General features: G+C 65.4%; 27 protein-coding genes and 1 pseudogene. 9 read left to right on the forward strand and 19 right to left on the reverse strand.

The genetic code is table 11. The features are described from left to right. Positions 1 to 112: 112 nt before the first annotated feature. From L2A60_RS02760 to cysE, 9 genes are all read right to left on the reverse strand, one after another. Positions 113 to 301, reverse strand: a complete 189-nt coding sequence (locus tag L2A60_RS02760) for a helix-turn-helix domain-containing protein (RefSeq protein WP_235702938.1) — start codon at positions 299 to 301, stop codon at positions 113 to 115. Positions 302 to 448: 147 nt separating this feature from the next. Beyond that, positions 449 to 1,285 carry an inositol monophosphatase family protein gene (locus tag L2A60_RS02765; protein ID WP_235702844.1) on the reverse strand — a complete coding sequence of 279 codons (837 nt, stop codon included), beginning with the start codon at positions 1,283 to 1,285 and terminating at the stop codon, positions 449 to 451. Further along, entirely contained in the window at positions 1,282 to 2,592 is a 1,311-nt protein-coding gene (gene hflX / locus L2A60_RS02770; RefSeq protein WP_235702845.1) for a GTPase HflX, read from the reverse strand. Before hflX ends, L2A60_RS02765 begins: the two co-directional genes overlap by 4 nt. 6 nt (positions 2,593 to 2,598) lie before the next feature. After that, positions 2,599 to 2,916 carry an RNA chaperone Hfq gene (hfq, locus tag L2A60_RS02775; RefSeq protein ID WP_235702846.1) on the reverse strand — a complete coding sequence of 106 codons (318 nt, stop codon included), beginning with the start codon at positions 2,914 to 2,916 and terminating at the stop codon, positions 2,599 to 2,601. Positions 2,917 to 3,144: 228 nt separating this feature from the next. Then, positions 3,145 to 4,671, reverse strand: a complete 1,527-nt coding sequence (locus tag L2A60_RS02780) for a Hint domain-containing protein (protein ID WP_235702847.1) — start codon at positions 4,669 to 4,671, stop codon at positions 3,145 to 3,147. A gap of 100 nt (positions 4,672 to 4,771) precedes the next feature. Further along, the gene (gene mnmA, locus L2A60_RS02785; RefSeq protein ID WP_235702848.1) at positions 4,772 to 5,809 is read right to left on the reverse strand and encodes a tRNA 2-thiouridine(34) synthase MnmA; all 1,038 of its coding nucleotides are present in this window, start codon (positions 5,807 to 5,809) and stop codon (positions 4,772 to 4,774) included. A 3-nt stretch (positions 5,810 to 5,812) separates the two neighbouring features. Further along, complete coding sequence (locus L2A60_RS02790) at positions 5,813 to 6,145, reverse strand: ferredoxin family 2Fe-2S iron-sulfur cluster binding protein (RefSeq protein WP_235702849.1); 333 nt, start codon at positions 6,143 to 6,145, stop codon at positions 5,813 to 5,815. 9 nt (positions 6,146 to 6,154) lie between these two features. Further along, positions 6,155 to 7,324 (reverse strand): cysteine desulfurase family protein, encoded by a 1,170-nt coding sequence (locus L2A60_RS02795; RefSeq protein ID WP_235702850.1) that lies wholly within the window; start codon positions 7,322 to 7,324, stop codon positions 6,155 to 6,157. Beyond that, a complete protein-coding gene (gene cysE, locus L2A60_RS02800) occupies positions 7,302 to 8,036 on the reverse strand; it encodes a serine O-acetyltransferase (RefSeq protein WP_235702851.1) in 735 nt (244 codons plus the stop codon). Before cysE ends, L2A60_RS02795 begins: the two co-directional genes overlap by 23 nt. Before the next feature lie 484 nt (positions 8,037 to 8,520). Between cysE and L2A60_RS02805 the strand changes: the two genes are divergently transcribed. The 3 genes from L2A60_RS02805 (at position 8,521) to L2A60_RS02815 (ending at position 11,283) form a co-directional block, all read left to right on the forward strand. Continuing rightward, positions 8,521 to 9,186: an alpha/beta hydrolase gene (locus L2A60_RS02805; protein WP_235702852.1), complete on the forward strand. Its 666-nt coding sequence runs from the start codon at positions 8,521 to 8,523 to the stop codon at positions 9,184 to 9,186. 226 nt (positions 9,187 to 9,412) lie between these two features. Continuing rightward, entirely contained in the window at positions 9,413 to 10,390 is a 978-nt protein-coding gene (gene gmd, locus L2A60_RS02810) for a GDP-mannose 4,6-dehydratase (RefSeq protein WP_235702853.1), read from the forward strand. Beyond that, positions 10,390 to 11,283, forward strand: coding sequence for a GDP-mannose 4,6-dehydratase (locus L2A60_RS02815; protein ID WP_235702854.1), 894 nt, complete (start codon positions 10,390 to 10,392; stop codon positions 11,281 to 11,283). Before gmd ends, L2A60_RS02815 begins: the two co-directional genes overlap by 1 nt. Here the strand turns inward: L2A60_RS02815 and L2A60_RS02820 are convergent. Genes L2A60_RS02820 through L2A60_RS02845 form a run of 6 tightly spaced genes read right to left on the reverse strand, consistent with a single transcriptional unit; the run spans position 11,267 to position 17,336 of the window. After that, entirely contained in the window at positions 11,267 to 11,695 is a 429-nt protein-coding gene (locus tag L2A60_RS02820) for a GlcG/HbpS family heme-binding protein (RefSeq protein ID WP_235702855.1), read from the reverse strand. The genes L2A60_RS02815 and L2A60_RS02820 overlap by 17 nt on opposite strands. After that, positions 11,688 to 13,019 carry an MFS transporter gene (locus L2A60_RS02825; RefSeq protein WP_235702856.1) on the reverse strand — a complete coding sequence of 444 codons (1,332 nt, stop codon included), beginning with the start codon at positions 13,017 to 13,019 and terminating at the stop codon, positions 11,688 to 11,690. The genes L2A60_RS02820 and L2A60_RS02825 overlap by 8 nt, the downstream gene beginning before the upstream one ends. Positions 13,020 to 13,049: 30 nt before the next feature. Continuing rightward, positions 13,050 to 14,243 (reverse strand): pyridoxal-phosphate-dependent aminotransferase family protein, encoded by a 1,194-nt coding sequence (locus L2A60_RS02830; RefSeq protein ID WP_235702857.1) that lies wholly within the window; start codon positions 14,241 to 14,243, stop codon positions 13,050 to 13,052. 7 nt (positions 14,244 to 14,250) lie between these two features. Continuing rightward, a complete protein-coding gene (locus tag L2A60_RS02835; protein WP_235702858.1) occupies positions 14,251 to 15,246 on the reverse strand; it encodes a bile acid:sodium symporter family protein in 996 nt (331 codons plus the stop codon). A 60-nt stretch (positions 15,247 to 15,306) separates the two neighbouring features. After that, the gene (locus tag L2A60_RS02840) at positions 15,307 to 16,101 is read right to left on the reverse strand and encodes an enoyl-CoA hydratase/isomerase family protein (RefSeq protein WP_235702859.1); all 795 of its coding nucleotides are present in this window, start codon (positions 16,099 to 16,101) and stop codon (positions 15,307 to 15,309) included. Beyond that, positions 16,098 to 17,336 carry a CaiB/BaiF CoA transferase family protein gene (locus L2A60_RS02845; RefSeq protein WP_235702860.1) on the reverse strand — a complete coding sequence of 413 codons (1,239 nt, stop codon included), beginning with the start codon at positions 17,334 to 17,336 and terminating at the stop codon, positions 16,098 to 16,100. The genes L2A60_RS02840 and L2A60_RS02845 overlap by 4 nt, the downstream gene beginning before the upstream one ends. A 157-nt stretch (positions 17,337 to 17,493) precedes the next feature. On the opposite strand from L2A60_RS02845, the gene L2A60_RS02850 reads away from it, so the two are divergent. Then, complete coding sequence (locus tag L2A60_RS02850) at positions 17,494 to 18,129, forward strand: GntR family transcriptional regulator (RefSeq protein ID WP_235702861.1); 636 nt, start codon at positions 17,494 to 17,496, stop codon at positions 18,127 to 18,129. Between the two features lie 11 nt (positions 18,130 to 18,140). On the opposite strand, the gene L2A60_RS02855 is transcribed toward L2A60_RS02850, so the two are convergent. Next, complete coding sequence (locus L2A60_RS02855; RefSeq protein ID WP_235702862.1) at positions 18,141 to 18,629, reverse strand: Lrp/AsnC family transcriptional regulator; 489 nt, start codon at positions 18,627 to 18,629, stop codon at positions 18,141 to 18,143. Between the two features lie 85 nt (positions 18,630 to 18,714). Here L2A60_RS02855 and L2A60_RS02860 point away from each other — a divergent pair, with 85 nt between their 5' ends. Continuing rightward, on the forward strand, positions 18,715 to 19,785 hold the full coding sequence (locus L2A60_RS02860) for a pyridoxal-phosphate dependent enzyme (RefSeq protein ID WP_235702863.1): 1,071 nt from the start codon (positions 18,715 to 18,717) through the stop codon (positions 19,783 to 19,785). Here L2A60_RS02860 and L2A60_RS02865 read toward each other — a convergent pair. Further along, positions 19,782 to 19,943: pseudogene (locus L2A60_RS02865) on the reverse strand (transposase); the annotation flags it as partial. The gene L2A60_RS02860 and the pseudogene L2A60_RS02865 overlap by 4 nt on opposite strands. A gap of 111 nt (positions 19,944 to 20,054) precedes the next feature. On the opposite strand from L2A60_RS02865, the gene L2A60_RS20840 reads away from it, so the two are divergent. Continuing rightward, positions 20,055 to 20,309: a DUF6471 domain-containing protein gene (locus L2A60_RS20840; protein WP_407932507.1), complete on the forward strand. Its 255-nt coding sequence runs from the start codon at positions 20,055 to 20,057 to the stop codon at positions 20,307 to 20,309. A gap of 112 nt (positions 20,310 to 20,421) precedes the next feature. Further along, on the forward strand, positions 20,422 to 21,183 hold the full coding sequence (locus L2A60_RS02870) for a hypothetical protein (RefSeq protein ID WP_235702864.1): 762 nt from the start codon (positions 20,422 to 20,424) through the stop codon (positions 21,181 to 21,183). Positions 21,184 to 21,462: 279 nt separating this feature from the next. On the opposite strand, the gene L2A60_RS02875 is transcribed toward L2A60_RS02870, so the two are convergent. Beyond that, entirely contained in the window at positions 21,463 to 22,302 is an 840-nt protein-coding gene (locus tag L2A60_RS02875; protein WP_235702865.1) for an aldo/keto reductase, read from the reverse strand. A 157-nt stretch (positions 22,303 to 22,459) separates the two neighbouring features. On the opposite strand from L2A60_RS02875, the gene L2A60_RS02880 reads away from it, so the two are divergent. Beyond that, positions 22,460 to 22,942, forward strand: a complete 483-nt coding sequence (locus L2A60_RS02880) for a (2Fe-2S)-binding protein (protein ID WP_235702866.1) — start codon at positions 22,460 to 22,462, stop codon at positions 22,940 to 22,942. Then, positions 22,942 to 25,224 (forward strand): xanthine dehydrogenase family protein molybdopterin-binding subunit, encoded by a 2,283-nt coding sequence (locus tag L2A60_RS02885; protein ID WP_235702867.1) that lies wholly within the window; start codon positions 22,942 to 22,944, stop codon positions 25,222 to 25,224. The genes L2A60_RS02880 and L2A60_RS02885 overlap by 1 nt, the downstream gene beginning before the upstream one ends. Positions 25,225 to 25,248: 24 nt before the next feature. Here the strand turns inward: L2A60_RS02885 and L2A60_RS02890 are convergent, their stop codons facing one another. Beyond that, positions 25,249 to 25,857, reverse strand: a complete 609-nt coding sequence (locus tag L2A60_RS02890) for a YceI family protein (protein ID WP_235702868.1) — start codon at positions 25,855 to 25,857, stop codon at positions 25,249 to 25,251. Positions 25,858 to 25,890: the final 33 nt, after the last annotated feature.

Genomic DNA, 25,890 nt, shown 5'->3' on the forward strand with positions numbered 1-25,890 from the left:
ATCATCTGGCACCTGGAAAGCAGAAATTGCCGCAACTCGCGAAATAATTGTGCCAAGAGGAGCGATTCCCGTCAATAAAAATTCGCGGACGGGCGGTGATGGGGTTTGTGGGTCAGGCGTCGTCGCGGCGCAGGGCGCGAAGAGCGGCTTTCGGTTCGCGGGCGAGGATGCGTATCAGCGTGATCGCCGCGCGGTCCATCTGCACCCGGTTCTGCTCCCAGTTGCGCAGGATCGCGACCGGATCGAGCGATGCTTCAACAAATTGAAAAATAATCGCCGCATCGCAACCCGCTACGATCAAACATCAAGTAGTTTCCTCGGCTTCGCCTTGCTCTCATCCATCAAACTCTGGATTCGGTTTGTCCATGCGGCCTAACTCAAGTTCAACGGTAGAGTTCAGAACGTTGAGATACAAGAACGTCAAGCCGATGTTGCAAAATCGAAAAGATTAAGCCGCTTCGCTGTCGAACAGCGCCTCGCGGAGCAGGTGCCAGCTTTCCTCGTCTTGGGCGGCGAGGATGCCGCCGTCAAGCTCGGCGGGACGCCAGGGTTCGCCGTCGGGTTTGCGGACATGACCGCCGGCTTCGGCGACGATCAGGGCGCCGGCGGCGTGGTCCCACGGCAGGGTGCGGCGCGACAGGGTCGCGTGGATGTGGCCCATCGCGATGGCGCGGTAGGTGGCGGCGGCGCAGCGCAGATTGGGCGTCTGGCCGAGTCTGGCCAGGTTGCGCAGCACGCGCGAGCGCTCGGGTTCTGACATGTATTGCCAGGAGACCGAGGCGATCGTCCGGTCGAGCGGCACAGGGTCAGCGACGCGCAGGCGCGTTGTCGCGCCGTCCCGGAGCAGCAGAAACGCGCCGCCTCCGGCGCGGGCAACCACGGTGTCATCGCGCAGCGGGTCGTGGATCAGTCCGGCGGTGGTCGTGCCGTTTTCGATCAGCGCGATCATCACGCCGAACAAAGGCAGACCGGCGGCGTAGTTCTGGGTGCCGTCGATCGGGTCGATCGCGAAGACGGGTTTTGGCTCCCGCACGCGATCGATCAGGGCGGGATCGGCGGAAACGGCTTCCTCGCCGATGATGGCGGCGCCGGGGAACAGGCGTTCGAGCCCCGCGATCAGCGCGCGTTCGGCGGCTTCGTCGGCGATCGTCACCGGGTCGAGCGGGCCGGCTTTGGTCCGCAGATCGGCCGGACCGATGCGGCCGAAGCGCGGCATGATTTCGGCACATGCAACGTCGCGCATCAGCGCCGCGATGGCGCGGATGTCGGCATCGCCGAGACTCACGAAGCGGGGGCCAGAATGGCGGGCGCGAAATCGTTCTCGAAGCGGGCGCGGTCCTCGGGCCGCAGCCGGACCGAGACGGTGATGCGATCCCCATCGTCTTCGCGCGCGGTGACTTCGCCGTGGCGATACAGCCAGGCGAGGATCGCGCCATTGGACGAAGGCAGCGCATAGGTCATCAGATGCATCGAGCGGGCGAGCCGCGCGTCGATCGCCGCGCGCAGCGCCGGCAGGTTCTCGCCGGACAAAGCCGAGACGGCGATGGCGTCGGTTTCAGGCAGGTCGCGATGGTCCGGCGGCAGAAGGTCGATCTTGTTGAGAACCTCGAAGCTGCGGTTCTGCCAGCCGGCGTCCAGCATCCCCGACGCGGCCATGTTGTCGAGCACGGCGATGACATCGGCGCGCTGGGCGGCGCTGTCGGGGTGTGCGGCGTCGCGGACATGGAGAATGATGTCGGCGGCGGCGACTTCCTCCAGCGTGGCGCGGAAGGCGGCGACCAGTTCGGTCGGCAGGTCGGAGACGAAACCCACCGTGTCCGACAGGATCGCCTGCCGGCCGGACGGCAGGACGATCAGCCGCATGGTGGGATCGAGGGTGGCGAACAACTGGTCCTCGGCCTGCACGGCGGCGCCGGTGAGCGCGTTGAACAAAGTGGATTTGCCGGCATTGGTGTAGCCGACCAGGGCGACCACCGGATAGGGCACGCGGTTGCGCGCGGCGCGATGCAGGGCGCGGGTGCGGCGAACATCGTCGAGGTCGCGCTTGAGCCGGGCGATGCGATCGGTGATCAGCCGCCGGTCCGCCTCGATCTGGGTTTCGCCGGGGCCGCCGAGGAAGCCGAAGCCGCCGCGCTGGCGCTCAAGGTGAGTCCAGGAACGGACCAGGCGCGAGCGCTGATAGGCCAGATGCGCCAGTTCGACCTGCAGCACGCCCTCGGCGGTGCGGGCGCGTTCGCCGAAAATATCCAGGATCAGACCGGTGCGGTCGATCACCTTGCAGTTCCAGGCGCGTTCCAGGTTGCGCTGCTGCACCGGGCTGAGCGCGGAATCGACCACGGCGACGCCGACCTCGGCCTCGGCGATGGCGGCGCCGATGCGCGCGACCTGACCCTCGCCGAACAAGGTGGCGGGCCGCTGGGAGCGGATTTGCAGAATGTCCCGGTGGGCGATGACCAGCCCGATCGAGGCGGCGAGGCCGATGGCTTCGGCGAGCCGTGCCTCGGCCTCGCGCAGGCGGTCGCGCCGCGAACCATGCTCCCAGGGGAGCAGGATGGCGGCGCGCTGGGGCGTCGCCTCGGTCGGCGCGGTCAAGCCTGATTACTCATCGTCTCGCTCCGCGTCGCCGCCGCGCGCCAGGCTGAGCGTGGCGGGGTTCTGCGCCGGGGCGGCTCCGGTCTCGGCCTTGGTCGCGTCGAACAACTGGATCGGTGCGCCCGGCATCACGGTGGAGATCGCGTGCTTGTAGACGAGCTGGGTATGCCCGTCGCGCCGGAGCAGCACGGAGAAATTGTCGAACCAGGTGATGACGCCCTGAAGCTTGACGCCGTTCACCAGGAACACCGTCACGGGGGTTTTGCTCTTGCGAACGTGGTTGAGGAAAACGTCCTGCACGTTCTGAGATTTTTCGGTGGCCACGTCGGAATCCTTATGTTCTTGTCGTCGCCCGGGCAAGCCGGGGGACGATGGTTGCGTTGGACAGCGCCAAGGCCGGAAACCTCGGCACCGGGAGTTTCGCGCAATCGCTTGCGTGGCACGAAAGCGGCTGCGCTTCGCCATTATAGCCTGATGATCGGGCGAAACCAGCCTCGGCGGCACGGGGTGGCGCACAAAGCCTGGCGGCGTGGCGGAACGACGACAGTTGCGTCAGCGTTGCCGGCGCTGTCGCCCGGCGACCCTCTCGTCGCGGCGCCAGTGGCTGGCGATCGCGGCATAGGTCAGGACCAGTTCGCGCCCGGCGCGCGGCAGGGTGATCCATGCATCGCCGCGCGTCCAGACCGCCGCGTCGTGCGCGGCGCGCGGATGGCGCTGCGCCGGGGCGATCGCCCGTTCGATCGGGATGGATTTGCCGTCCAGCACGATGGCGGTGAGCGCGATGCCGAGCCGGCGATGGTCGGATGAGGCGGGATCGGTCTCGGCCGGGACGAAACTGCCGGTGACCAGCTCGACCCGGCGCACCGGACGCGGCAGGGTGAAGCGCAGCGTGCCGGTTCTGCGCTCCGCCGGGGCGAGAATGATCGAATCGGCGCGCAGCCAGGGGGTGGTTTCGACGAGGGCGTAGCCGAGCTCCGCCTTGCGCGCGGCGAGGCGCGCGCGGATCGGCGCGAGAGCCGTGCCGCCAGTGATCAGCGGAGCGCAACCTTGAATTTCGCGGACGATCTGCATCAGGTCGGGGTGCAGGGTGACGGGTTCGGCGGAATTCTCGAACAGGCCGCGATGGCCGGTGTCGAGAAAGCTTTCGGCGGCCGCACCCTCGGCGAGCAGAATGTCGTGGCGGTCGAGTTCGACATGGTAATAGGTGACGCGCGCGCAGTCGTGCTCCTGGGCGATCAGCACGCCATCGGCGATGTCCTTCGCCTGGACCAGGGCGCCGTCGAGGAACAAGGCGTGGTCGGGCGAGACCAGGAGATCGCGCGCGGGCACGCCATCCGCCAGGGCGCCCGCCGCGATGCGGATCGGCCGGGCGCGCTCGGGGTTCGGATGCCTGCGGAAATCGAGGCTGCGATGGCCGATCCAGACGATTTTTTTCTCCGCGCCGGAGGCGGTGCGGACGATATCGCCGGCGGCGAGGTGCTCCACCGGAATCTCGCCACGCGGGGTCGCGATGTTTGTGCCGGCCGCGAAACAGGGCGGGTTGATCGTGCCGCTGGCGGTGATGACGGCATCGACAACGGTGGTGCTGCCCGCCTCGAAGGTGGGGGTGATGGTGAGGGTGGCGTTCAGCGATTTGACGCCGAACAACGCCTCGTCGATCGATTCGAGATAGGGGCCGGCGAGCGACTGGAGCGTGGCGCCGAAAAGTGAATTGAAGAGCGGATTATTGGTCGTGATGGTGTTGCCCGGCTCGACGTAGACGATCACCCCGGCACTCGTCAGCGAGGCGATATCGGCGTCGAAGGTCGCGTTGTTCTGCACCGAACTCGGCGCCTTGTCGAAATTGGCGTAATCCTGTTCCAGATTGGCCAGGATGATCGTGTCGCCCGGCGCGAAATTGTCGATATTGCCGCCGAGATAGGTGGCGACGACATTCGTGGTCGACGGGCCGTAGTGCAGGGCGCCCGGCTCGATCAGCAGAACCCCGCTATCGGTGCCCTGATTGGTGAAGGTGATATTCCCGCTCAGCGACGTGGTCAGCGTAACGGTACCGCCCGGCGTAATCGTGGATCCCGACATCGCCCGTCTCCTCGGATTATGCCGGTTATTATCACGATCTCGCGACGATCCGTCAATGATTATAAAGAGACGAAATAGAAAAAATCAAGGCTGTAACAACCTAAACGATAAATCCACCGCCCAATACACGCGTGCCGTCATAGACCACGCAGGCCTGACCGGGGGCGGCGAGCGCGGAAGTGTCGAGAGTCGCCACGCCGCTCAGCGCGTCGATCGTCGCCGGCCGCGGGGTTTCGCGCGCGCGCAGCTTCACCGCGGCGCGGATCGGTGCCTCGGGTGGGTCGATCAGCCAGTTCGCCTCGGCGAAGCGGACGGCGCGCGACCCGGCATCGCGCGGACCGACCACGATGCGCCGGCGCTCCGCGTCGATATGCGTGACCACCTGGCCGGATGCGGCGCCCAGGCGCTTCGCCTGCCCCACCGTGTAGCGGGCGATGCCGTCGTGCCGGGCGAGGACGGTGCCCTCACCGTCGACGATATCGCCGGGAAACGTTGCTTCGGGGCGCAATTTTCCGACGATATCCGCATAGGAGCCGGAGGGGACGAAGCAGATATCCTGGCTGTCGGGCTTTTCGGCGACTGGCAGTCCCATCCGCGCGGCCTCGGCGCGGACCCGCGCCTTGTCCGGCATCGATCCCAGGGGGAAACGGGCAAACGCAAGCTGCGCTTGCGTCGTGGCAAACAAAAACCAGGACTGATCGCGCGCTTCGTCGGCGGCGCGGTGCAGTTCGGGGCCGTTTCGGCCATCCTCGCGGCGGACGTAATGGCCGGTCGCCAGCGCCTCGGCGCCGAGATCGCGCGCGAGGCCGAGAAGATCGCCGAATTTGAGGTGCTGGTTGCAGCGCACGCAGGGCACCGGGGTTCTGCCGCCGGCGTAGGACTCGGCGAAATCGCCGATCACCCGTTCGCGGAACGCGGCCTCGGCGTCGATCACGTAATGGGCGATGCCGAGCCGGTCGGCGACGTTGCGGGCGTCGTGGATGTCCTGGCCGGCGCAGCACGCGCCCTTGCGGCCCGACGCGGCGCCGTGGTCGTAGAGCTGGAGCGTGACGCCGATCACCTCGTGCCCGGCCTCGTGCATCAGCCCGGCGACCACCGAGCTGTCCACCCCGCCCGACATGGCGACGACGATACGCATGGTTCAGCCGAACTGGGCGTTGCGCACGCCGGCGGGCAGCCGCACGACCAGCCCGTCGAGCGCCGGGGACATCACGATCTGACAGCCGAGGCGCGAGGTCTTTTCCAGGCCGAAAGCGAGGTCGAGCATGTCCTCCTCGTCCTCGGACGCTTGCGAGAGCCTCGCGTACCAGTCGGGATCGACGATGACGTGGCAGGTCGAGCAGGCGAGCGAGCCTTCGCAGGCGCCTTCGATGTCGATGCCGTGCTTATGCGCGATCTCCAGCACCGACAGCCCGATCGGCGCATCCACGGTGCGGCGCGTGCCATCGCGCTCGATGAAACTCATGCTCGGCATCGACAATCCTTAAATGATGGCGGGCTCTGCGACCGCCCGTGCTTCGGGCGACGTAGAGAAACCCTCCCGCTTGCGCAAGGCGCGCGCGGCGAGGCGCCGATATGCGGCGAGAAAACGCGCCGGGGCGGTGTCGCTCGCGTTCCAGGGCAGGGAAACCCGGATCGCGCAGCCGGCCAGCGCGCCGAGCCCCATCGCGTCCAGGACATGGCTGCGCGCGACCTTGCCCGAGGAACAGGCCGAGCCGGCGGAGACGCAGATTCCGTCGAGATCGAGCGCGATCACCTGGGTTTCGGCGGAAAGCCCCGGCAGGGCAAGACAGGTCGTGTTGGGCAGGCGCGGCGCGTCGGCGCCGACCGCGATGGCGCCCGCCTCCCGCGCGCCCGCCTCGATCGCGTCGCGCAAGGCGGCGAGCCGGGCGACATTGCCGAGCTGGGCCGTGTCCAGGGCGGCGGCGAAACCGGCGATCGCCGGCAGATTCTGGGTACCGCCGCGCCGGCCCCGCTCCTGCCCGCCGCCCCGGATCAGCGGCGCCAGCGCATCGGCATGGGCGGGGGCGACCAGCAGGGCACCCGCGCCTTTCGGGCCGCCGAGCTTATGCGCCGAGATCGCCACACTTGCGGCGCCCAACGCGAGGTAGTCGTAATCGAGCCGGCAAGCCGCCTGCACCGCATCGACATGCAGGATCGCGCCATGGGCGGCGCAGAGTGACGCGGCCTCGGCGATCGGGTGGATCACTCCGGTCTCGTTGTTCGCCGCCATCAGGCAGACCAGGGCGCCGTTTTGCCGAGCAAGCAGGCGGTCGAGCGTGGCGAGGTCGATCGTGCCGTCGGCGTTGACCGGGATTGTCGTGGCATTGGGCGCGGCGGCGCGCACCGCGTCGTGCTCGGTGGCGCCGATCAGGATCGGGCGATTTGAGCCTAATCCATGGATCGCCATGGCATCGGCCTCGGTCGCCCCGGAGCAGAACACCACATCCTGGGGCCTTGCGCCGAAATGCCGAGCGATCGCCGCGCGCGACTTTTCCAGCAGACTCCGCGCCGCGCGGCCCTCGGCGTGGACCGAGGCCGGGTTGCCGACGCGATCGAGGGCGGCGATCAGCGCCGCGCGCGCCGCCGGGCGCAACGTCTCGGTAGCGTTGGCGTCGAGATAGAGCGGCTCAGCCCCGGCGAACGGCGTCATCGGCGCTCGATTCGCGCGATTCCGCGCTTCTATCTGATTTGCGCGATTCCGCGCGGGCAACCCGTGCCTCCAGATCGGTCAGTTCAGAGCGCAGCGTGTCGATTTCGTGCAGCAGCGGATCGAGGCAGGGGTCGCACGGCGTGCCGTAGGGGTCGAACCGCACCTTCGGCCGCTGGCCGGCCGGCGCACGCTCGATCGGGCGATCGACCGGCCGCGCCGGGATGCCGACCACCGTGGTGTTCGCCGGCACCTCGGCCACCACCACCGCATTGGCGCCGATCCGGGCGTTGTCGCCGATGCGGATCGCGCCCAGCACCTTCGCGCCGGCGCCGATGATGACGTTGTCGCCCACCGTGGGGTGGCGCTTGCCGGTTTCGCTCGACGTGCCGCCCAGGGTGACCTGATGATACAGATAGACATCGTCGCCCAGTTCGGCGGTCTCGCCGATCACCACGCCCATGCCGTGGTCGATGACGCAGCGCCGGCCGATCACCGCCCCCGGATGGATCTCGATCCCCGTCACCATCCGGCTGAAATGCGACACCATGCGGCCGAGCAGGCGCAGCCGCCTGGTCCAGAGCGCGTGGGCCAGGCGGTGCCACATGACCGCGTGCAGCCCCGGATAGCAGAGCAGAACCTCGATATCCGAACGCGCGGCAGGGTCGCGCTGGCGGTAGGTCTGGATGGTCTCACGCAAAAACATGCGGGTCATGCGACATTTCCGTAGGAAAACTCAGGACGATGCAGTATAGTTTGTGACCTTATCGTTGGTTGGCCGGCAAGGGCGGCGAAGCGGAACAAAGTTGCGCGCCGAGGGCGCGGCGGGCGTATCGATCGCCCGATGGCGGTTCGGCAGCGCCCTTTTTGGACGGATTGACGATACTGGTTCGAACGATACGGGTCCAGACGCATAGGATCACAGGAGAGTAGGTATGCAGGCCAGGCCGGTCAATAATGGGTCGATGATGATTATATGTCGAATCGAAAGACCGGCCACGGAGATGCACGGGATCTAGGAAACCGTGATCGAGGACATGATCGGCGGCAAGCCGGGCCGGTGGGGATGCGCCACGAGAGTCGATGGCGCGGGCCGGCGTTTCCGCCGTTGTCTATCCTGATATGTCGGGAGCATGGGACAGGGTGGTTGCCCTGGCCGATTTTCGTCAGTCGCGAGTGAGAAAGAGTTCAATAAGACGATGCCTGAAGTGATGTTTGCCGGGCCGGATGGCCGACTTGAAGGACGCTACCACCATGCCAAGGAGCGCGGCGCGCCGCTTGCGCTGGTGCTGCACCCGCATCCGCTGCATGGCGGGACGATGAACAACCGCGTCACCTATACGATGTATCAGGTGTTCCAGCGGCTCGGCTTTTCGGTGATGCGGTTCAATTTCCGCGGCGTCGGGCGCAGCCAAGGCAAATACGACGGCGGCATGGGCGAGATCAACGACGCCGCCGCCGCGCTGGACTGGATGCAGGCGCTCAACCCCGGCCATGGCGGGCTGTGGATTTCCGGCTATTCCTTCGGCGCCTTCGTCGGTATGCAATTGCTGATGCGCAGACCCGAGGTTTCCGGCTGGATCAGCGTGGCGCCGCCGGCGGCGCATTACGATTTCGGCTTTCTCGCCCCCTGCCCGTGCGGCGGGCTGATGATCCATGGCGACGCCGACGAGCTGGTGCCCGAAGCCTCGGTGCGCAAGCTGGTCGACAAGCTCAACACCCAGAAGGGCGTTTCGGTCGATTACCGGATTTTTGCGGGCGCCGACCACGTGTTCGCGCATCACGCGGACGCGATCGGCGCGGCGGTCGAATCCTATGTCAGCGGCGAGATCGCCCGCAAGCATATGGCGCTCGCCGCCGACTAACCGTTTTTCGGGCCGGATATTCCGTTTCAAGGCAAAACCCCGGCCGGATCGGCCGGGGTTTTTTGTGTCTCGCGCCAGATCTCTCTCGATGGCACGCAACCGGCAGCCTGCTGCTCGGCAGCGAAACCGTCGTCGCCGGGGCGTCGCGCGCGGCCAGAAACCTTGTGAAACCGCACGAGATGTCGGAAGCATGGGCGCGGTATCGGCAACAGGGGGCAAAAGGCTCATGCGGACGGCGTTGATTACCGGCGTGACCGGGCAGGACGGCGCGTATCTCAGCGAATTCCTGCTGAACCAGGGGTATCGGGTGGTGGGCGTGATGCGCCGCTCGGCCTCGTCGGACGTGATCGGCGAGCGGCTGCGCTGGCTCGGCGTGCTCGACAGGATCACCCTGGTCGAAGGCAACCTGACCGATCTGGGCAGCCTGATCCGCATCGTGCAGACCCATGAGCCGGATGAGGTGTATCATCTCGCGGCGCAGAGTTTCGTCGCGACATCGTGGCAGCAGCCGGCGCTGACCGGGCTGGTGACCGGCCTTGGGGCGGTGACCATGCTGGAGGCGGTGCGGATCGCGCGGCCGGACGCGCGGTTCTATCAGGCGTCGTCGTCCGAGATGTACGGCAAGGTGCAGGCAACCCCGCAATCGGAGACGACGCCGTTCTATCCGCGCAGCCCCTATGCCGCGGCGAAGCTCTACGCCCATTGGATGACGGTGAATTACCGCGAGAGCTTCGGGATGCACGCCTCCTCCGGCATATTGTTCAACCATGAAAGCCCGCTGCGCGGCATCGAATTCGTCACCCGCAGGATCACCCACGGCGTCGCGCGGATCGTGCTGGGGCTGACCGATCATCTGACCCTCGGCAATCTGGACGCGAAGCGCGACTGGGGCCATGCGCGCGACTATGTGCGCGCGATGTGGCTGATGTTGCAACAGGACCAGCCGGACGACTACGTGATCGCGACCGGGCGGACCGCGAGCGTGCGCGAATTCTGCGACCTGGCGTTCGGGGCCGCCGGGCTGCGTGCGGCGGACCATGTGCGCACCGATGCGGCACTGCTTCGCCCGGCCGAGGTCGAGATGCTGCTGGGCGATCCATCCAAGGCGCGCGAGGCGCTGGGCTGGCAGGCGGAAGTGACGCTCGAACAGCTTGCCGCCGAGATGGTAGAGGCGGATATCGCGCGGCTGAAGGCGCGCCGTTAATGGCGTCGCCCGCGCGCATTCTGGTCACCGGGGCGGACGGCTTCGTCGGGCAATATCTCACGGCGGAGCTGGAAGCGCGGTTTCCCGAGGCCGCGTTATGCGCCGACCGATTCGACGTCGCCGATCGCGCGGCGGTGGCGCAGGCGGTTGCATCGTTCAGGCCGGATGGCTGCGTGCATCTGGCGGGAGTCGCCGCCGTGCCGGACGCGCGGCGCGACCCCGACCGCACCTTCGCGGTCAATCTCGGCGGCACGCTCAACCTCGCGCGGGCGATTCTCGATGATGTGCCGGAATGCCGGCTGATCTATGTGAGCAGCGCCGAATGCTATGGCGCGAGTTTCCGCGCGGGCGCGGCGCTCGACGAGACGGCGCCGCTCGCGCCGCAGAACATCTATGCGGCGAGCAAGGCGGCGGCCGATCTCGCGCTCGGCGCGATGGCGGCGGAGCAGGGATTGCGGGTGATCCGGTTCCGGCCGTTCAACCATACCGGGCCGGGGCAGTCGGAAGCCTTCGTGATCCCGGCTTTCGCAGCACAGATCCGGCGCATCGAGCAGGGCGAGCAGGAACCGGTGGTGCGGGTCGGCAATCTGGAGCCGGAGCGCGACTTCCTTCACGTGGCCGATGTGGTGCGCGCCTATGCGCTCGGCCTCGCGCGGTTCGACGACTTGCCGAACGGCTCGGTGTTCAATCTCGCTTCCGGGACGCCGCGCCGGATCGGTGACATTCTGGCCGGGATGATCGCCCGCGCCTCGGTGCCGATCCGCGTCGAGGTCGATCCCGCGCGGCTGCGCCCGGTGGATATTCCCCGCGCGGTCGGCGATGCCTCGGCCGCACGGAAGGCGCTGGGCTGGCGGCCCGAGCACGGGCTCGATTTCGTCAGTCCGCCCGAATAGATCCGGTGGTCATGGCTTCTGCGAGCCTATCGGCGATCGCCTGATCTTCCCTGGACGTGAGCCCGCTGATGCCGATGGCGCCGATGATGTTTCCGTTGGCATTCCTGATGACATTGCCGCCGGGGAGAGCGGTGAGGCGCGCATCGCAGAAATATCCGGGCTGGATGTGTTCGCGATGGATGCGCTCCAGAAACGCCGCCGTGCTCACACCCATGCGCGCGGCGCTATAGGCTTTGCCCTGGGCGATATCGATGCTGCGCAGCGGCGCGCCGTCGGCACGCAGGAAAGCGATGAGAGTTCCATCGGCGTCGCAGACCGCAACGCAGATCGGCCGCTGCCGGTATTCGGCATGAGCCGTCTCGATCGCGGCGGTCGCCAGGGTCCGCGCCGTTCGAACATCGAGCCTATCCATGAGCGGGTGGCTGGCCGAGGCGGTCGATATCGGCGGTGGTGATCGTGTCCTTGACGATGAAAATATAGGACGCGGCGGAGACGATGCAGACCACGGCGCCGACCACCAAAGCGAGCACGAAGGATTTGGTGCCCTGGACGATCAGCCCTGTCACCGTCGGCGCCAGCGCGCCGCCGAGATAGCCGCCGAAATTCTGCATCGCACCGACCGAGGCGGTGAGATTCTGCGGAACCGCCACCGAACTCAGCGCCCATGAGCAGGTGCTCGTGATATAGAGCAGGAAGATCGCCGCCGAGATGAAAGCGATCGCGAGATTGTTGCTGGTGACGTAGGCGGCCGCCACGGTGAACCCCGCCGTGCCGATCAAGGCGAGGCCCGCGGGATATTTCCGGCTGTTGACCGCGGTGAGGCCGCGACGGACCAGGACATCGGCGAGGTAACCGCCGCACAGCGACCCGATAACGCCCCAGAGGAACGGAATCGCCGCGGCGATGCCGGTATATTCCACGCTCATGTGCCGCTGGATTTCGAAATATCCCGGCAGCCAGGCGAAATAGATCCAGGTCATGTAGATGCAGCCGAAGAAGCCCAGAATCATGCCCCAGGTGGTGCGGAAGCGGAACAGCATCCGCCATTCGCGGAAGGTCATGTGGGTGCGCTGGTTGGGTGGGTCGCCCTCGGTGCGGTAGGCGATCTCTTCGGGCGTTAGTTGAATGTCGCGCGGGTTGCGGTAGATCGTGAACCAGATCGCCGCGAGGAGCAGGCCGACGATTCCCATCAGGATGAACATCCAGCGCCAGCCGAAACTCAGCATCAGTGCGGTCAAAATCGGCACCCCGATCGCGGTGCCCAACGGTCCCGCCGTGTTCCAAATCCCTGAGGACAAGCCGCGATCGCGCGGATTGAACCAGTCGCGGGTGACCCGGCTTGCCGAGGGAAATTGCGGCGCCTCGCCGATGCCGAGCGCGATGCGCGCCACATAGAACTCGCCGAAATTCAGGACGAGCCCACTGACCACCTGGGCAAGCGACCATAGAGCGAGGCCGATCGCGAGCAGCCGGCGCGGGCGGAACTTGTCCACCATCGCGCCCATCGGCAATTGCGCGAAGGCGTAGGACCACAGAAACGCCGAAAGCAGATAGCCCATATCGGCGATCGACAAGCCGAGATCCTTGCGGATCAGCGGATTGGCGACCGCCAGCGTCGCCCGGTCGATGTAGTTCACGCAACCGGAAATCACCAGCATGGTCAGGGCGGTGCGCTGGATCGATTTTATCCTGGGGGTCGCCGTGGTCGCCTGCGTGGTCGTTAGTGAACCGGACATTGCGTTTCCTCCCATCTTCGGTGTTTGTGGCTACAGATTTTCCGCCCGGCCGGTGAGGCTATTCATCGCGGCGATCACTCCGCCCGGCGTGTACGGCACACCGGCGGCATCGAACCCCATTTCGACCCCGGCCAGCGTGCCCATCAATGTCAGATCGTTGAAGTGGCCGAGATGGCCGATCCGAAAGACCGTTCCTTTGAGTTTGGCAAGGCCGGTTCCCAGCGACATGTCGAATCGGTCGAGCACGACGCCGCGGTAATGGTCGGCGTCGTATCCTTGCGGCATCATCACGGCGGTCAGCGCGCTCGAATATTCCCGAGGATCCGCGCAGAGAATGTCCATGCCCCAGGCGCGCACCGCCGCCCGCGTCGCCGCCGCGTGACGGTCGTGCCGGGCAAATACGTTAGCCAGCCCTTCCTCTTCCAGCATGGCGAGCGCCTCGCGCAGGCCGTACAGCAGATTCGTGGCCGGCGTATAGGGCCAGTAGCCGGTTCGGTTCGCCGCGATGATTTCCTGCCAGTCCCAATAAGATCGCGGACTGGCATTGGCGCGCGATGCCGCCAGCGCCTTGTCGGACACCGCGTTGAATCCGAGCCCCGGCGGCAGCATCAACCCCTTCTGCGAGCCGGCGACCGTGACATCGACGCCCCATTCGTCGTGCCGGTAGTCGATCGAGCCCAGCGAGGAAATCGTATCGACCAGAAACAGCGCCGGGTGGTTCGCCTGATCGATCGCACGCCTGATTTCGGGAATCCGGCTGGTTACTCCAGTTGACGTTTCGTTATGAACGACCATGACCGCCTTGATCGCGTGCCCCCGATCGTCGGCAAGTCTTGCGCCGATCGTGGCGGGGTCGGCGCCGTGGCGCCAATCTCCCGGCTGAAACTCGACACCGAGTTTCAGTTTTTCCGCCATCTTGCGCCATAGCGTGGCGAAATGACCGGTTTCCGCCATCAGCACTCTGTCGCCCGGCGACAGCGTGTTGAGGATCGCCGCTTCCCATGCGCCGGTTCCCGATGATGGATAGATCACCACCGGTTGAGCGGTCTGAAACACCCGCTTGCACCCGTCGATCACCGCAAGGCCGAGCCGCGCGAATTCCGGGCCGCGATGGTCGATCGTCGGCATGTCGATCGCCCGCAAAACCCGGTCCGGGACGTTGGTGGGACCGGGGATTTGCAGGAAATGCCGTCCGGTATGCAGGGTTGCGGGGGCTTCGTTCATTCGTGATCTACTCCGCGCCGAATTGCTGCGATGCCGGTTTCATCGAAAGTCCATCATTGGCGAATTCGTCATCGACCGGCTTGCCGCCGAGATAGCTCGCGAGAATCGAACCGATGATCATGTTCAGCAGCGCGTTCATCAGACAGGGCAATGCCGCGAAGGGTCCGAAATTGATGTTGGCCAGCACCGCGCCGAGGCCGGAATTGTAGATTCCGACATCGAACATGATCGCGCGGGAATGCGCTTCGTCGATGCGCAGAAATTTCGCCAGCGCATAGGCCACCGCGAGATTGACCATGCAGATGATCGAGGTCGTGACGGCGATGATCGGAATCCAGGACAGATTCTTCGCGATCGCCGGAGCCGCTGCCGCGACCAGGCCGAGCGCCAGGATATAGAGCAAGATCGCCGAAAGCATCGGCAGCACCGGCTGCACGGCCTGGATTCGCCGCGCCCCCAGCGTGGCGCGTGCGCCGATTCCCACGATCAGCGGCAGCAGCACGATTACCAGCATCTGGTGGAACAATGCGAAAAAGCTGACATGGACGTATTTATGCGCGAAGGCCGCGGTGAAGGCGGGCGTCAGCAAAGGCGACAGCAGCGTGTGGATGAAGGTCAGGCTGATCGCCAAAGGCACCGCGCCATGCGAGAGAAAGGTGAACAGGTTGGAGGTGACGCCCGCCGGCGTCGCCCCGTCCAGGATGGTGCCGGCGGCGAGCTGCGGCTGGCTGCTATAGACCAGGTGTGCAGCGACGATCGCCGCCAGCGGCACGGTGATCCATTTGATCAGAAAACCGGCGATCAGGGTTTTCGGCCTGGTGAAGACCGGCTTGATCGACTCCACGCTCAGCGTCAGGCTCATCAGCAGAATGACGCCCGCCAGATCGTAGATCGTGTAGGGTGCCAGCCTGATGAAGAGATGCGGTGCAAGATAGCCGAGAATGCCGCAGACGACGAGCCAGACCGGCATCATCTTATTGAACAGGAAACGGGCGATATTCATGTTTCACTCCCATTGTTCTTTTATTCTTTTGTTCAGTCGACCGGACGGGCTGCGACGATGTTACCTGCCTCGCCAGTCCGGCTGTCGCTTGGTCAGGAACGCGTCCATCCCTTCGCGAAAATCCTCGCTCATGTAGCAGGTCAGAATGAGATCCTCCGCCGCGATGCGCGACAGACGGCCGATCCGGTCCAGTGCTTCCTTGGTGACGCGCAATGTCAGCGGTGCGTGGCCGGCGACGGTTTCGGCCAAGGCCGCTGCGCGTTCGAGCAGCTTTTCCCGGTTTTCCAGGACTTCGGATACGAGCCCGATCCGGCCAGCTTCCTCGGCGCCGATCAGGCGCGCGGTGAAAATCAGATCCTTCACGCGCGCCGGGCCGATCAGCGCCGCGAGCCGCGCGTAATTCGCGATCGACAGGCAATTGCCGAGCGTGCGCGCGATCGGAAAGCCGAACCGCGCATCCGCGCTCGCGATGCGCAGATCGCACACTGAAGCGATCGCCGCACCTCCCCCGGTGCAGGCGCCGCTGATCGCCGCGATCGTCGGCACCCGGCACGCTTCGAGCGCTTTCAGCACGTCATCGATGCGCTGCTCGTAGGCGATCGCGTCCTCGGGGGTTTTGAAGGCGCGGAACTGGTTGATGTCGGTGCCCGCGGCAAACGCCTTGTCGCCGGCGCCGGCCAGGACCAGCGCCCGGATATCGTCGCTTTCATTCAGGTGGGTACAGATCGCGGCGAGCCGCTCGTACATTGCGAAGGTCAGCGCGTTGCGCGCGGCCGGGCGGTTGAAGGTGACATAGCCGATCCGCCCGCGCACCTCGTAAAGCAGATCATCGTCCTGCTCCGTCGCCGCGCTCATTCGGCGGCCTCCCGCCGGTCCTTCGGTCCCGCCTGATGCGCGGCACCCGCCGCGATCATCGCCGCGATCTCGGCATCCGAAAAACCGAGTTCGTTCAGAACCTCGCCGGTATGTTCGCCATAGACCGGCGCGGGGTGCCGCACGCTGCCCGGCGTTGCCGAAAACTTCACCGGCAGGCCGAGCGCGCGGGTGCGCCCGGCAACCGCATGATCGGTCTCGACGATCATATCGCGCGCCTTGGCCTGCGCATCCTGCGCCACCTGCTGCACCGTCAGCACCGGGCCGGCCGGCACGCCGGCGGCATCGAGCTCCGCGAGCCAGGCCGCGGCGGGTTTTTGCCGGAATAACGTCTCCAGCCGTGCCGCCAGCTCCGGCAGATGCGCCATGCGGCCGGCATTGTCGGCAAAGCGCGGGTCGGTTGCGAGATCGTCGGCGTGCAGGACCGCCAGCAGCCGCTTCCAGTTGCCCTCGTTCGCGGCGCCGACGGTGATCGGGTCGTCCTGAGTGCGAAACGCCTGATACGGCGCCATCAGCGGATGTCCCGAACCGAGCGGACCTGGTGCCGTGCCGGTCGCGAAGCTGATCGCCGCATGCCAGTACATATAGGTGATACCGGCTTCGAACAGCGAGGTATCGACCATCTGGCCCCGGCCGCTGACATGCCGGTGATTGAGCGCCGCGAGAATCCCCATCGCCGCGATGATTCCGGCGCTGATATCGGTGATCGGCGGCCCGACCTTCACCGGCGCGCGGCCCGGCGTTTCGCCGGTTACGCTCATCACCCCGCTCATGCCCTGGGCGATCAGGTCGAACCCGCCGCGATCCGCATAGGGGCCGGTGCGGCCGAAACCGGAAATGCTGCAATAGATCAGTCCGCGATTGCGCGCGTGCAGTGCGTCGAACCCGAACCCCATGCGGTCGAGCGCGCCCTTGCGGTAGTTTTCGATCAGCACGTCGCTGCGGTCGAGCAGCCTGAGCAGCGCATCGCGGCCCTGGGGCGATTTCAGATTCAGCGCGATGCCGCGCTTGTTCCGGTTCATCATCATGAAAGCGGCCGATTCGCCCGCGACCGAAGGCGGCACCGAGCGCCGCGTATCGTCGCCGCCCGGCAGTTTTTCGACCTTGACGACCTCGGCACCCATATCCGCCAGCATCATGCCGCAGACCGGCCCGGCCATGACGTGCGAAAGATCGACCACTTTCAGCCCGGCGAGCGGCCCGGAGTTTGATGGCATTGGCCGCGATCCGGCTTTTTTCATATGCGGCTTTCCTCAATTATGAATGCAAAACTGCCTGAATGAGCGGACATGTCAAGCGAAACTACCACAGATAACCAATTTTGAATGCAATTTTGCTATTCCGCGCCGAACGGCAAGCGGGTAAACAGCGAGGATGCTGCATGACGAGGTCGTCGCCCGAATCCGTGACCAATTGATCGAGGGGCGGATCGCGCCCGGCGCGCGCATCCCGGAGCGCGAGCTGTGCCAGACGCTGGATATCTCCCGCACCCCGCTGCGCGAAGCGCTGAAGGTTCTGGCCGCCGAAGGCCATGTCGTGCTTCTGCCCAATCGCGGCGCCCGCGCGGCGAAACTCACCCTCGCCGATGTCCGCGACCTGTTCGAGGTCTCCGCCGCGCTCGAATCAGCCGGCGGCGAGCTTGCCTGCCAGCGCATCACCGACGCCGAATTGGCGTTCATCGCCGCCCGGCACGCCGAGATGGAAGCGCATTACACGGCGCGCGACATGCGGGCTTATTACGCCTGCAACCGCGCGATTCACGAGGCGATCATGCGCGCCTCGGGCAATGCCGTGCTGATCGGCATCTATGAGAGCGTCAGCGCCCGCATCCGGCGCGCCCGGTATGTCGCGCCGATGACCGAGCCGCATTGGCGATCGGCGCTTCAGGAACACGCGGCGATGCTGAACGCACTCGAACGGCGCGACGGCCCGATGCTCGCGATGATCCTGAAAACCCATCTCCGCCACAAAGGCAGCGAGGTCGAGCGCGCCGGTTTCGCGACGCTGTAGCCGAACCCAGATCAGCGATCGGCGAGCGGGTACGGTTTCGCGTCGGCCGGGCCGATGATTTCGCGCATCGCGATGAGAGTGCGGAACGCCCGGACATTCGGATCGTCGTGGAACACCTCGCGAGCGAAGGCTTCATATGCCGCCATGTCCGTCAGCCGGAGCAGGAGAATGAAATCGGTCTCGCCGGTGACGTACCAGGCCTGCCGGATTTCGGGCCGGATGCGCAGCTTGCGGACGAAGGCGTCGAGTTCCGCCGATCCCTCCCGTTCCAGCGAGACGAGCACATGGATGGTGAGCGGCAGGCCGAGCACCGCGGGATGCACGACCGAAATATCGGCGGCGATCACGCCCTCGCGCCGGAGCCGGCGCAGGCGGCGCAGCACGGCACTTTCCGACAATCCGACCCGCTCAGCGAGGATGCGGGCTGGGGGCTGGTTGTCTTTCTGCACCTGCTCCAGCAGGGCGCGGTCGAAGCGATCGAGAGTGACGGATTTAGGCATTGCAAACCGGATATGAGCGGAAAACCGGCGCAGAATAGCATGAATTCGGCGCCATCCATCCGGCGCATCGGGCACACTATCCGCCATGAACATAGATTTTCTTTCTCCGCAGAATGCGGACGACATCGCGGCGGAACTGCTCCGCCTTTCGCCGGATTACGCGGCAACGCCGCTGCACGACCTGCCCGCGCTCGCCGCGCGGCTCGGCGTCGCGCAGCTACTCGCCAAGGATGAAGGGCGGCGCCGGCTGGGCAGCTTCAAATCGCTCGGCGGCACCTATGCCGGGCTGCGGGCGCTTGCCCGCGCGGCGGGGCGGGATGTCGCGGGGCTTCTCGATCCGGGCAATCGCCCGGCCGGTCTGCCGGCCCTGGTCTGCGCCAGCGACGGCAATCACGGCCTCGCGGTCGCCTCGGCCGCGCGATTCGCGGGCGCGAAGGCGCGGATTTTCCTGCATGGCGGCGTTCCTGCGCTCCGGGCGCGCCGGATCGAAGCGCAGGGTGCCGAAATCGTGTGGATTGCCGGCACCTATGACGACGCGGTGGACGCGGCGGCCGAGGCGGCGCGGCGTGGGGACAACATTCTGGTGGCCGATGTCGCGGGCGATCTGACCGATCCGGTGGTGAACGACGTGATGGCCGGCTATGGCGTGATCGCCGCCGAACTCCGCCGTCAGGTCGGGGCTGCCGGCCATCGGCGTCCGACCCATCTGTTCGTGCAGGCGGGCGTGGGCGGTCTCGCCGCCGCATTGGCGGACGGGCTCAGGGATTGGCTGGCGGCGCCGGCCGGCGTCATCGTCGTCGAGCCGGAACAGGCGCCGTGCGTCGCCGCGGCGCTCGCCGCCGGCCATATCGTGCAGGTGCCGGGCAGGCTGGAGACCAGTGCCGAAATGCTCTCCTGCGGCACGGCCAGCGCCCCTGCCCTGGAAGTTCTGCGCAAGCACGGCGCCCGCGTCGTGACCGTTTCGGAAGACGCCCTGGCCGAAGCGCCGCGCCTGCTGCGCGACCATGGCGGCCCGGCGACCACGCCTTCGGGCGCGGCGGGCCTGGCGGGTGTCGCCGCGCGCGCGCTGGACCTCGCCCCCGACAGCCGGGTAATGGTCATCGTCACCGAAGCCGAACTTGATCGGAGTGCGCCGGAAGGCCGGCGGCACTCATAGACGGTCGGGCACTCGCAATGCGGGCAGACCGGCTTGCCGGCGGTAGCGGCCCAGCGGATGCGGCAGAATGTCGTCTCGGCTTCCTTGTCGCTCATGCGCATAACCATTGCCAGTGAGAAGCTACGGGCACGGGCGGAAAGGAGAAAATTCTGGGACATCGTTCATATCTGTTGCTAAGCCAACTAATATGTATGCCATCTCATTTGGGCTCGCCAACATAAAACGAACAAATATGATAGTTTTCGTTCTTTTGTGTATGGAGCCTAACGATGTCTGACGCTCAGAAGAAATGGGCCGATGTCGGCTACGCAGAATTAGCTCGCCGCCTCTCTGAAATAGGATTGCCTGAAACCGAGGGATCGGTAACGGTTAAGATCAACCGGGGGGGGCATTTCCAGCATGGTTCCTATTCGCCATCATGCGAGCAATTGGCGCACATACCTTACGTGTGGAGGATTGGGTTTAGCGGTCGCGACAGGTTTCGGTTGTCAGGCACGGGCACAGTTACTACACCCCCCGGGTAGTGGGCAGAACCATAGCCCACCACAAAAGCAAACATACCGCGCAAATGAACAACCCAAAACCGGTCAACGCGGAACGGTAAGCCGGCCGCTTATCGTGCGAACTCTCCCACCCGTGGAGACTGAGAAGGAAACCGAGCGGCACGCCAATAAGGAGTTCCGCGATGCGGCGACCGAATGGGGGGCTTTCATATTTACGGGCCTTAGTACCGTCATTTTTTTTCTTCAGTTGATTGTCTTTGGCAAGCAAGCGCAAAGGCTTAAGGAAACCATTTTGAAAATGGATCAGGTTTCTGCCGCTCAATCCACGGATATGTCGAACTCCATTAAGGAGGCAGCACGGGCTGCTGATGGAATGGAAAAATCTGCTGCTGCCATGACTATGGTGGCATCTACTTTGGAAAATACCGCCGAAAGGCAATTGCGCGCCTACCTTACGGTTATTAACGGCGGCGCCATATTCCAAGAAAAGAATCGGGAAAAAGGGGAAAACCTGCGGTTTGAAGCGAAGCCCATGATGGTCAATACGGGCCAAACTCCCGCTCGTAAGGTCACATACCAAGCAGTGGCCGCTATATTGCCGACACCTTTGCCTGACGACTTCAATTTCCCTCCCGGTATTCCGACTTCCGGACGCGGCGATTTGGGTTCTCAAGGACATTTCGTCATGAATGCTATCGTTTCCGAATTTGTTGATGACATCTCCGTGGAAGACATCAAAAATGGAAACCAACAATCTTTGTACGTGTGGGGTACGATTGTGTATGAAGACATATTCAATAAGCTTCGGCAAACCAAATTTTGCCTCAGATACCAGTGGTTACTCGATGGAACCGTAAACGCATTTTACGAAACCAAGTATAATGAAGCTGAATAGAATCAGCTCGCTGAATCCATCTCACCCACGTCACCACGCTCTACATGGTTGCCGCTCGCGTTCGTGCGCGTCGCGCCGTGGTGGCGGGTGCTGCATGATACCGAACTTGATGGTGATCGTACTTGATGACATCTCAGCTTGTTCGAAACAAGGTCATCTCCTGGCCATGCAGGCGGGCTGGATAACCCGGAGTGGCCGCCGAGGCGTTCCTCTACGCCGCTTCCATCATGCTGCTTTTCAGACATCTCGCTCGTTGCCGACACGATTCGGAATGGACTGTTAGATCATCGCAAAGGGCTGCTTGCGCCGGGGCGGTTTGTGGACCGCGTCGATTTCCGCGAGATCCTCGGCGCTGAGTCGGATGGATGCCGCCGCCGCGTTCTGCCGCACATGCTCGGGGGAAGCCGCCTTGGGAATCGAGACCGTGGCGCCGTCGCGCAGGCTCCAGGCGATGGCGATTTGCGCCGGCGTCGCATCGTGCCGGCGTGCGACCGCGGCGAGCGCGGGCGAGCGCAGCAGCTTGCCGCCCTGGCCGAGCGGCGAATAGGCCATGATCGGCATTCCGCGGGCGCGGCACCAGGGCAGCAGGTCGAATTCGATGCCGCGCGCATCGGGATGATACAGCACCTGATCGGTCGCGCAGATACCGCCGGCCGGCAGGGCGGCCAGCTCGGCCATGTCATCCGTATCGAAATTGGAGACGCCCCAGAAGCGGATATGCCCGGCCTCGCGCAGCCGCTCGAACGCCGTCGCCGTTTCGGTCAGAGGGTAGCGCCCGCGCCAATGCAGCAAATAGAGGTCGATCCGGTCGGTACCGAGGCGTTTCAGGCTGGCCGCGCAGGCCTTCGCCACGCCGGAAGCCGAGGCGTTGTGCGGGTAGACCTTGCTGACCACGAACACGCGCCCGCGCTGCCCGGCGATCGCCCGTGCGACCACGCGCTCGGCGCCGCCCTCGCCGTACATTTCGGCGGTGTCGATCAGGGTCAGGCCGCGCTCGATCCCCTCGCGCAATGCCGCCGCTTCGTCCGCCTCGCTCGCGCGGGCCTCGCCCATATACCAGGTGCCCTGGCCCAATGCGGGAACCATCGTGCCGTCCGGCAGGCGTACGGCCGGGATCATGACGAAATGAACTTACTGGCCATGCTCGATCGATATAGCGTCACGGGTTCGAAGCACCAACCGGGTGGTATGCACGATGGCGCCCTTCACGAGGCCGATGGTCGCTCGTAAGCTCGGCTATCGGTACGTTCTGACCGGCTTGAAACAGGAGCTCGGAATGCCTCAGAAGATCATTCTCAATATCAACGGCAAGGATCGCACGGTCGAGGCCGAGCCGGATAGCATGCTGCTCTACGCGCTGCGCGACAATCTCGGCCTGCACGGCCCAAAATTCGGCTGCGGCCTGTCGGAATGCGGCGCCTGCACGGTGATTCTGGGCGGTGCCGCAATCCATTCCTGCGTGACGCCGCTGGCGGCCGCGAAGGGGCAGAAGATCACCACGCTGGAGGGGCTGGCCAAGGACGGCAAGCCGAACGCTCTGCAGCAGGCTTTCATCGACGAGCAGGCGGCGCAATGCGGCTATTGCATCAACGGCATGATCATGACCGCGCAGGCGTTTCTCGACCAGCATCCGAAGCCGGACCGCGACCAGATCAAGCAGGCGCTGAACGGGAATCTGTGCCGCTGCGGCACCCATATGCGCATCATCCGCGCGGTCGAGCGCGTAGCCGGCCATGGCGCGACACAGGAGGCACAGTGATGAACAGCATCTCCCCCACGCTGAGCCGCCGCTCGGTGCTCAAGGCGTCGAGCGGCCTCGTCATCGCCTTCAGCCTGTTCGCGCCGGGCGAAGCGGCAGCGGCGCTGCCGCCGACCCCGGACGGTGTGCCGCCGGATGCCGCCAAGCTCTACGCCTGGCTCGCGGTGCACCCCGACGACACCGCGACACTGTTCACCGGCAAGGTCGAGGTCGGCACCGGGGCCGAAACCGCCCTCGCCCAGATCGCCGCGGAGGAACTCGATTTTCCGATCGACCGGATGGGCGTGGTCATGGGCACCACGTCGCTGACGGTGAACCAGGGCCCGACCTATGGCAGCATGACGATCCGCTACGCCGGGCCGCAGATCCGCCACGCCGCCGCCGCCGGGCGGCAGGCGCTGCTCGACCTCGCCGCCGCGCATTTCAAGGTCAAGGCGGACCGGCTGGTCGCGAAGGATGGCAGGATTTCGGTGCAAGGGGACGCCCATCGCGCGATCAGCTACGGCAGGCTGGTCGACGGCAAGCGGCTGGACATGACGATCGGCGCGGCCGGCAAGGGTTTCGGCATGAAGGTCGCGCCGAATGCCCGCGTCAAGAACCCCGCGACCTACACGGTGGTCGGCAAATCGGTGATGCGCAAGGATATCCCGGCCAAGATCACCGGGGCCTACACCTATATCCAGGACGTCAAGGTACCGGGCATGCTGCACGGGCGGGTGGTGCGGCCCTATGGCGTGCGATCGACGCTGATCAGCGTCGATGACGGCGGGCTCAAGGACATTCCCGGCTTCGTCCGACTGGTGCGGCGCGACAATTTCCTGGGCGTGGTCGCCGAAACCGAATGGGGTGCCATTCAAGCGGCGGAGAAACTGGGCTCGGTTCTGCACGCAAAAGGCCCGGCGGCAGGGCCGGTCAAATGGTCGGACTGGCAAGGTCTGCCGGCGATGGACGCGATCTGGCACACCGTGCGCGAGACCGCCGGCACCGACACCACGGTCGCCAAAACCGGCTCGGTCGACACCGCGCTGCACGGCGCCGCCAAGGTGCTGAAAGCAACCTACCGCACGCCGTTTCAGATGCACGCCTCGATCGGCCCGTCCTGCGCGATCGCCGAGGTCGGCAAGGATCGCGCCACGTTCTGGTCCTCCACCCAGATGCCGCACGAAGCGCGGCACGACATGGCCAAGCTGCTCGGAATTCCCGCCGACCGGATCGAGCTGAACTGGTTCGAAGGCTCCGGGGCCTATGGCCGCAACGGGTTCGACCACGTCAATGCGGATGCCGCCCTGATGTCGCAGGCGGTGGGCAAGCCGGTGCGCGTGCAATGGATGCGCTGGGACGAAAACGGCTGGGAGCCGAAAGGGCCGCCGATCGTGCAGGATCTGGCCGGTGCGGTCGACGCCCACGGCAACGTCACCGCCTGGCGGCATCATATGTGGATTCCGACCACGTCCGATACCGAGCTGATCGCGGCCGAGCTGATCGGCAAGCCGCGCATCGTCGGCAGCGTCGGGCGCGGCTCTCCCGCCATCACCTATGCCTATCATTTCTCCAATGCCGACGTGACCTCGCATGGCGAGGGGCGGGTCGGGCTGCTGACCGCCTGGCTGCGCTCGCCGGCCCAGTTCGAGACCACCTTCGCGATGGAAGCCTTCATCGACGAGCTGGCCGCCGCCTCGGGCCAGGACCCGCTGGCGCTCCGGCTCAAGCACCTGACCGACAAGCGAGCGGTCGATGTGCTGCAAGCCGCCGCCAAAGCCTATGGCTGGCAGGCCCGTCCGCCGCGCGGCAAGCCCGCATCCGGCGACGGCAATGCGCCGCTGCACGGGCGCGGCATCGCCTGGGCTAACCGCGACGACGTGCGGGTGGCCACCATCGTCGATGTCACGGTCGACCCGACGAGCGGTGCGATCAGGGTGACGCGGGCGGTGGTCGCGCACGATTGCGGCCTGGTGGTCAACCCGGACGGGCTGAAAAACCAGATCGAGGGCAATGTGATCCAGTCGATCAGCCGCACCCTGCACGAAGAAGTCACATTCGATCATTCCCGTGTCACCAGCCTCGACTGGATCGGCTATCCGATCCTGCGGTTCGAGGAGGTGCCGGACAGGATCGATATCGTGCTGGTCAACAACAGTCCAGAATACCCGTCCTACGGCGCGGGCGAACCCTCGACCTGCCCGACCGCCGCGGTGATCAGCAACGCGGTTTACGACGCAACCGGGGTGAGGCTGCGCCAGACACCGTTCCGGCCCAATCGGGTCAAGGCCGCGATGACCTGACGCTTCGCATGGCACGGCGCCTGCTCAGGAAGCGGGCGGCGCTGCCAGGCGGAGTCTGACATGGATGATCAGCGATATGACGTCGGGAATCAGCGTCCGGTCGGCGGTCATGCCAAAGTCGGACCGGCTTACCTGACCGGTTGCGACGAAATCCTCGACGATGCCTCCCGCCGGCGATTGATGAGCGTGCCTGGTCAGCACGGCGTCGAACGTCTCCGCGTGGTCGATGCCGCGGATCGTCAGAATGCCGTGGATCGCGAAGCGGCCCGCGGATCGGGGCACGACGGACGTGCTCCGAAAGACAATGATCGGGAATTGCACCGCATCGAAAAAAGCCTTGGAGCGCAGCAGCGTCGCGCCTTCCGCCCAGCCCATGTCGATGGCGCTGTCGTCCACCGCAACCGTAATGGTGCTCTTTTCCAGTGAGCCAGGATCCAGGCCCAGATGGCCACTGAACCGGGTAAAATAGCCATGGGTGCCGACCGTCCCAATTCCGCCGGTGCGAAACTCGATCGTCGCGAATCGCTGGTCGAGAGGATAGATCGTAGGAGATGCGGCCCTACTCGGGCAGGGCAATAGCACGCCGGCCAGCAAAGCCAGAACAACAGCCGCATTGGTATAGTGCCGCTTCATTTTCGTCCCCGACGTTTCGACCAAGAATCGCTG

Origin of the sequence: Acidiphilium iwatense, assembly GCF_021556475.1 — a bacterium.
Lineage (GTDB): Bacteria > Pseudomonadota > Alphaproteobacteria > Acetobacterales > Acetobacteraceae > Acidiphilium > Acidiphilium iwatense.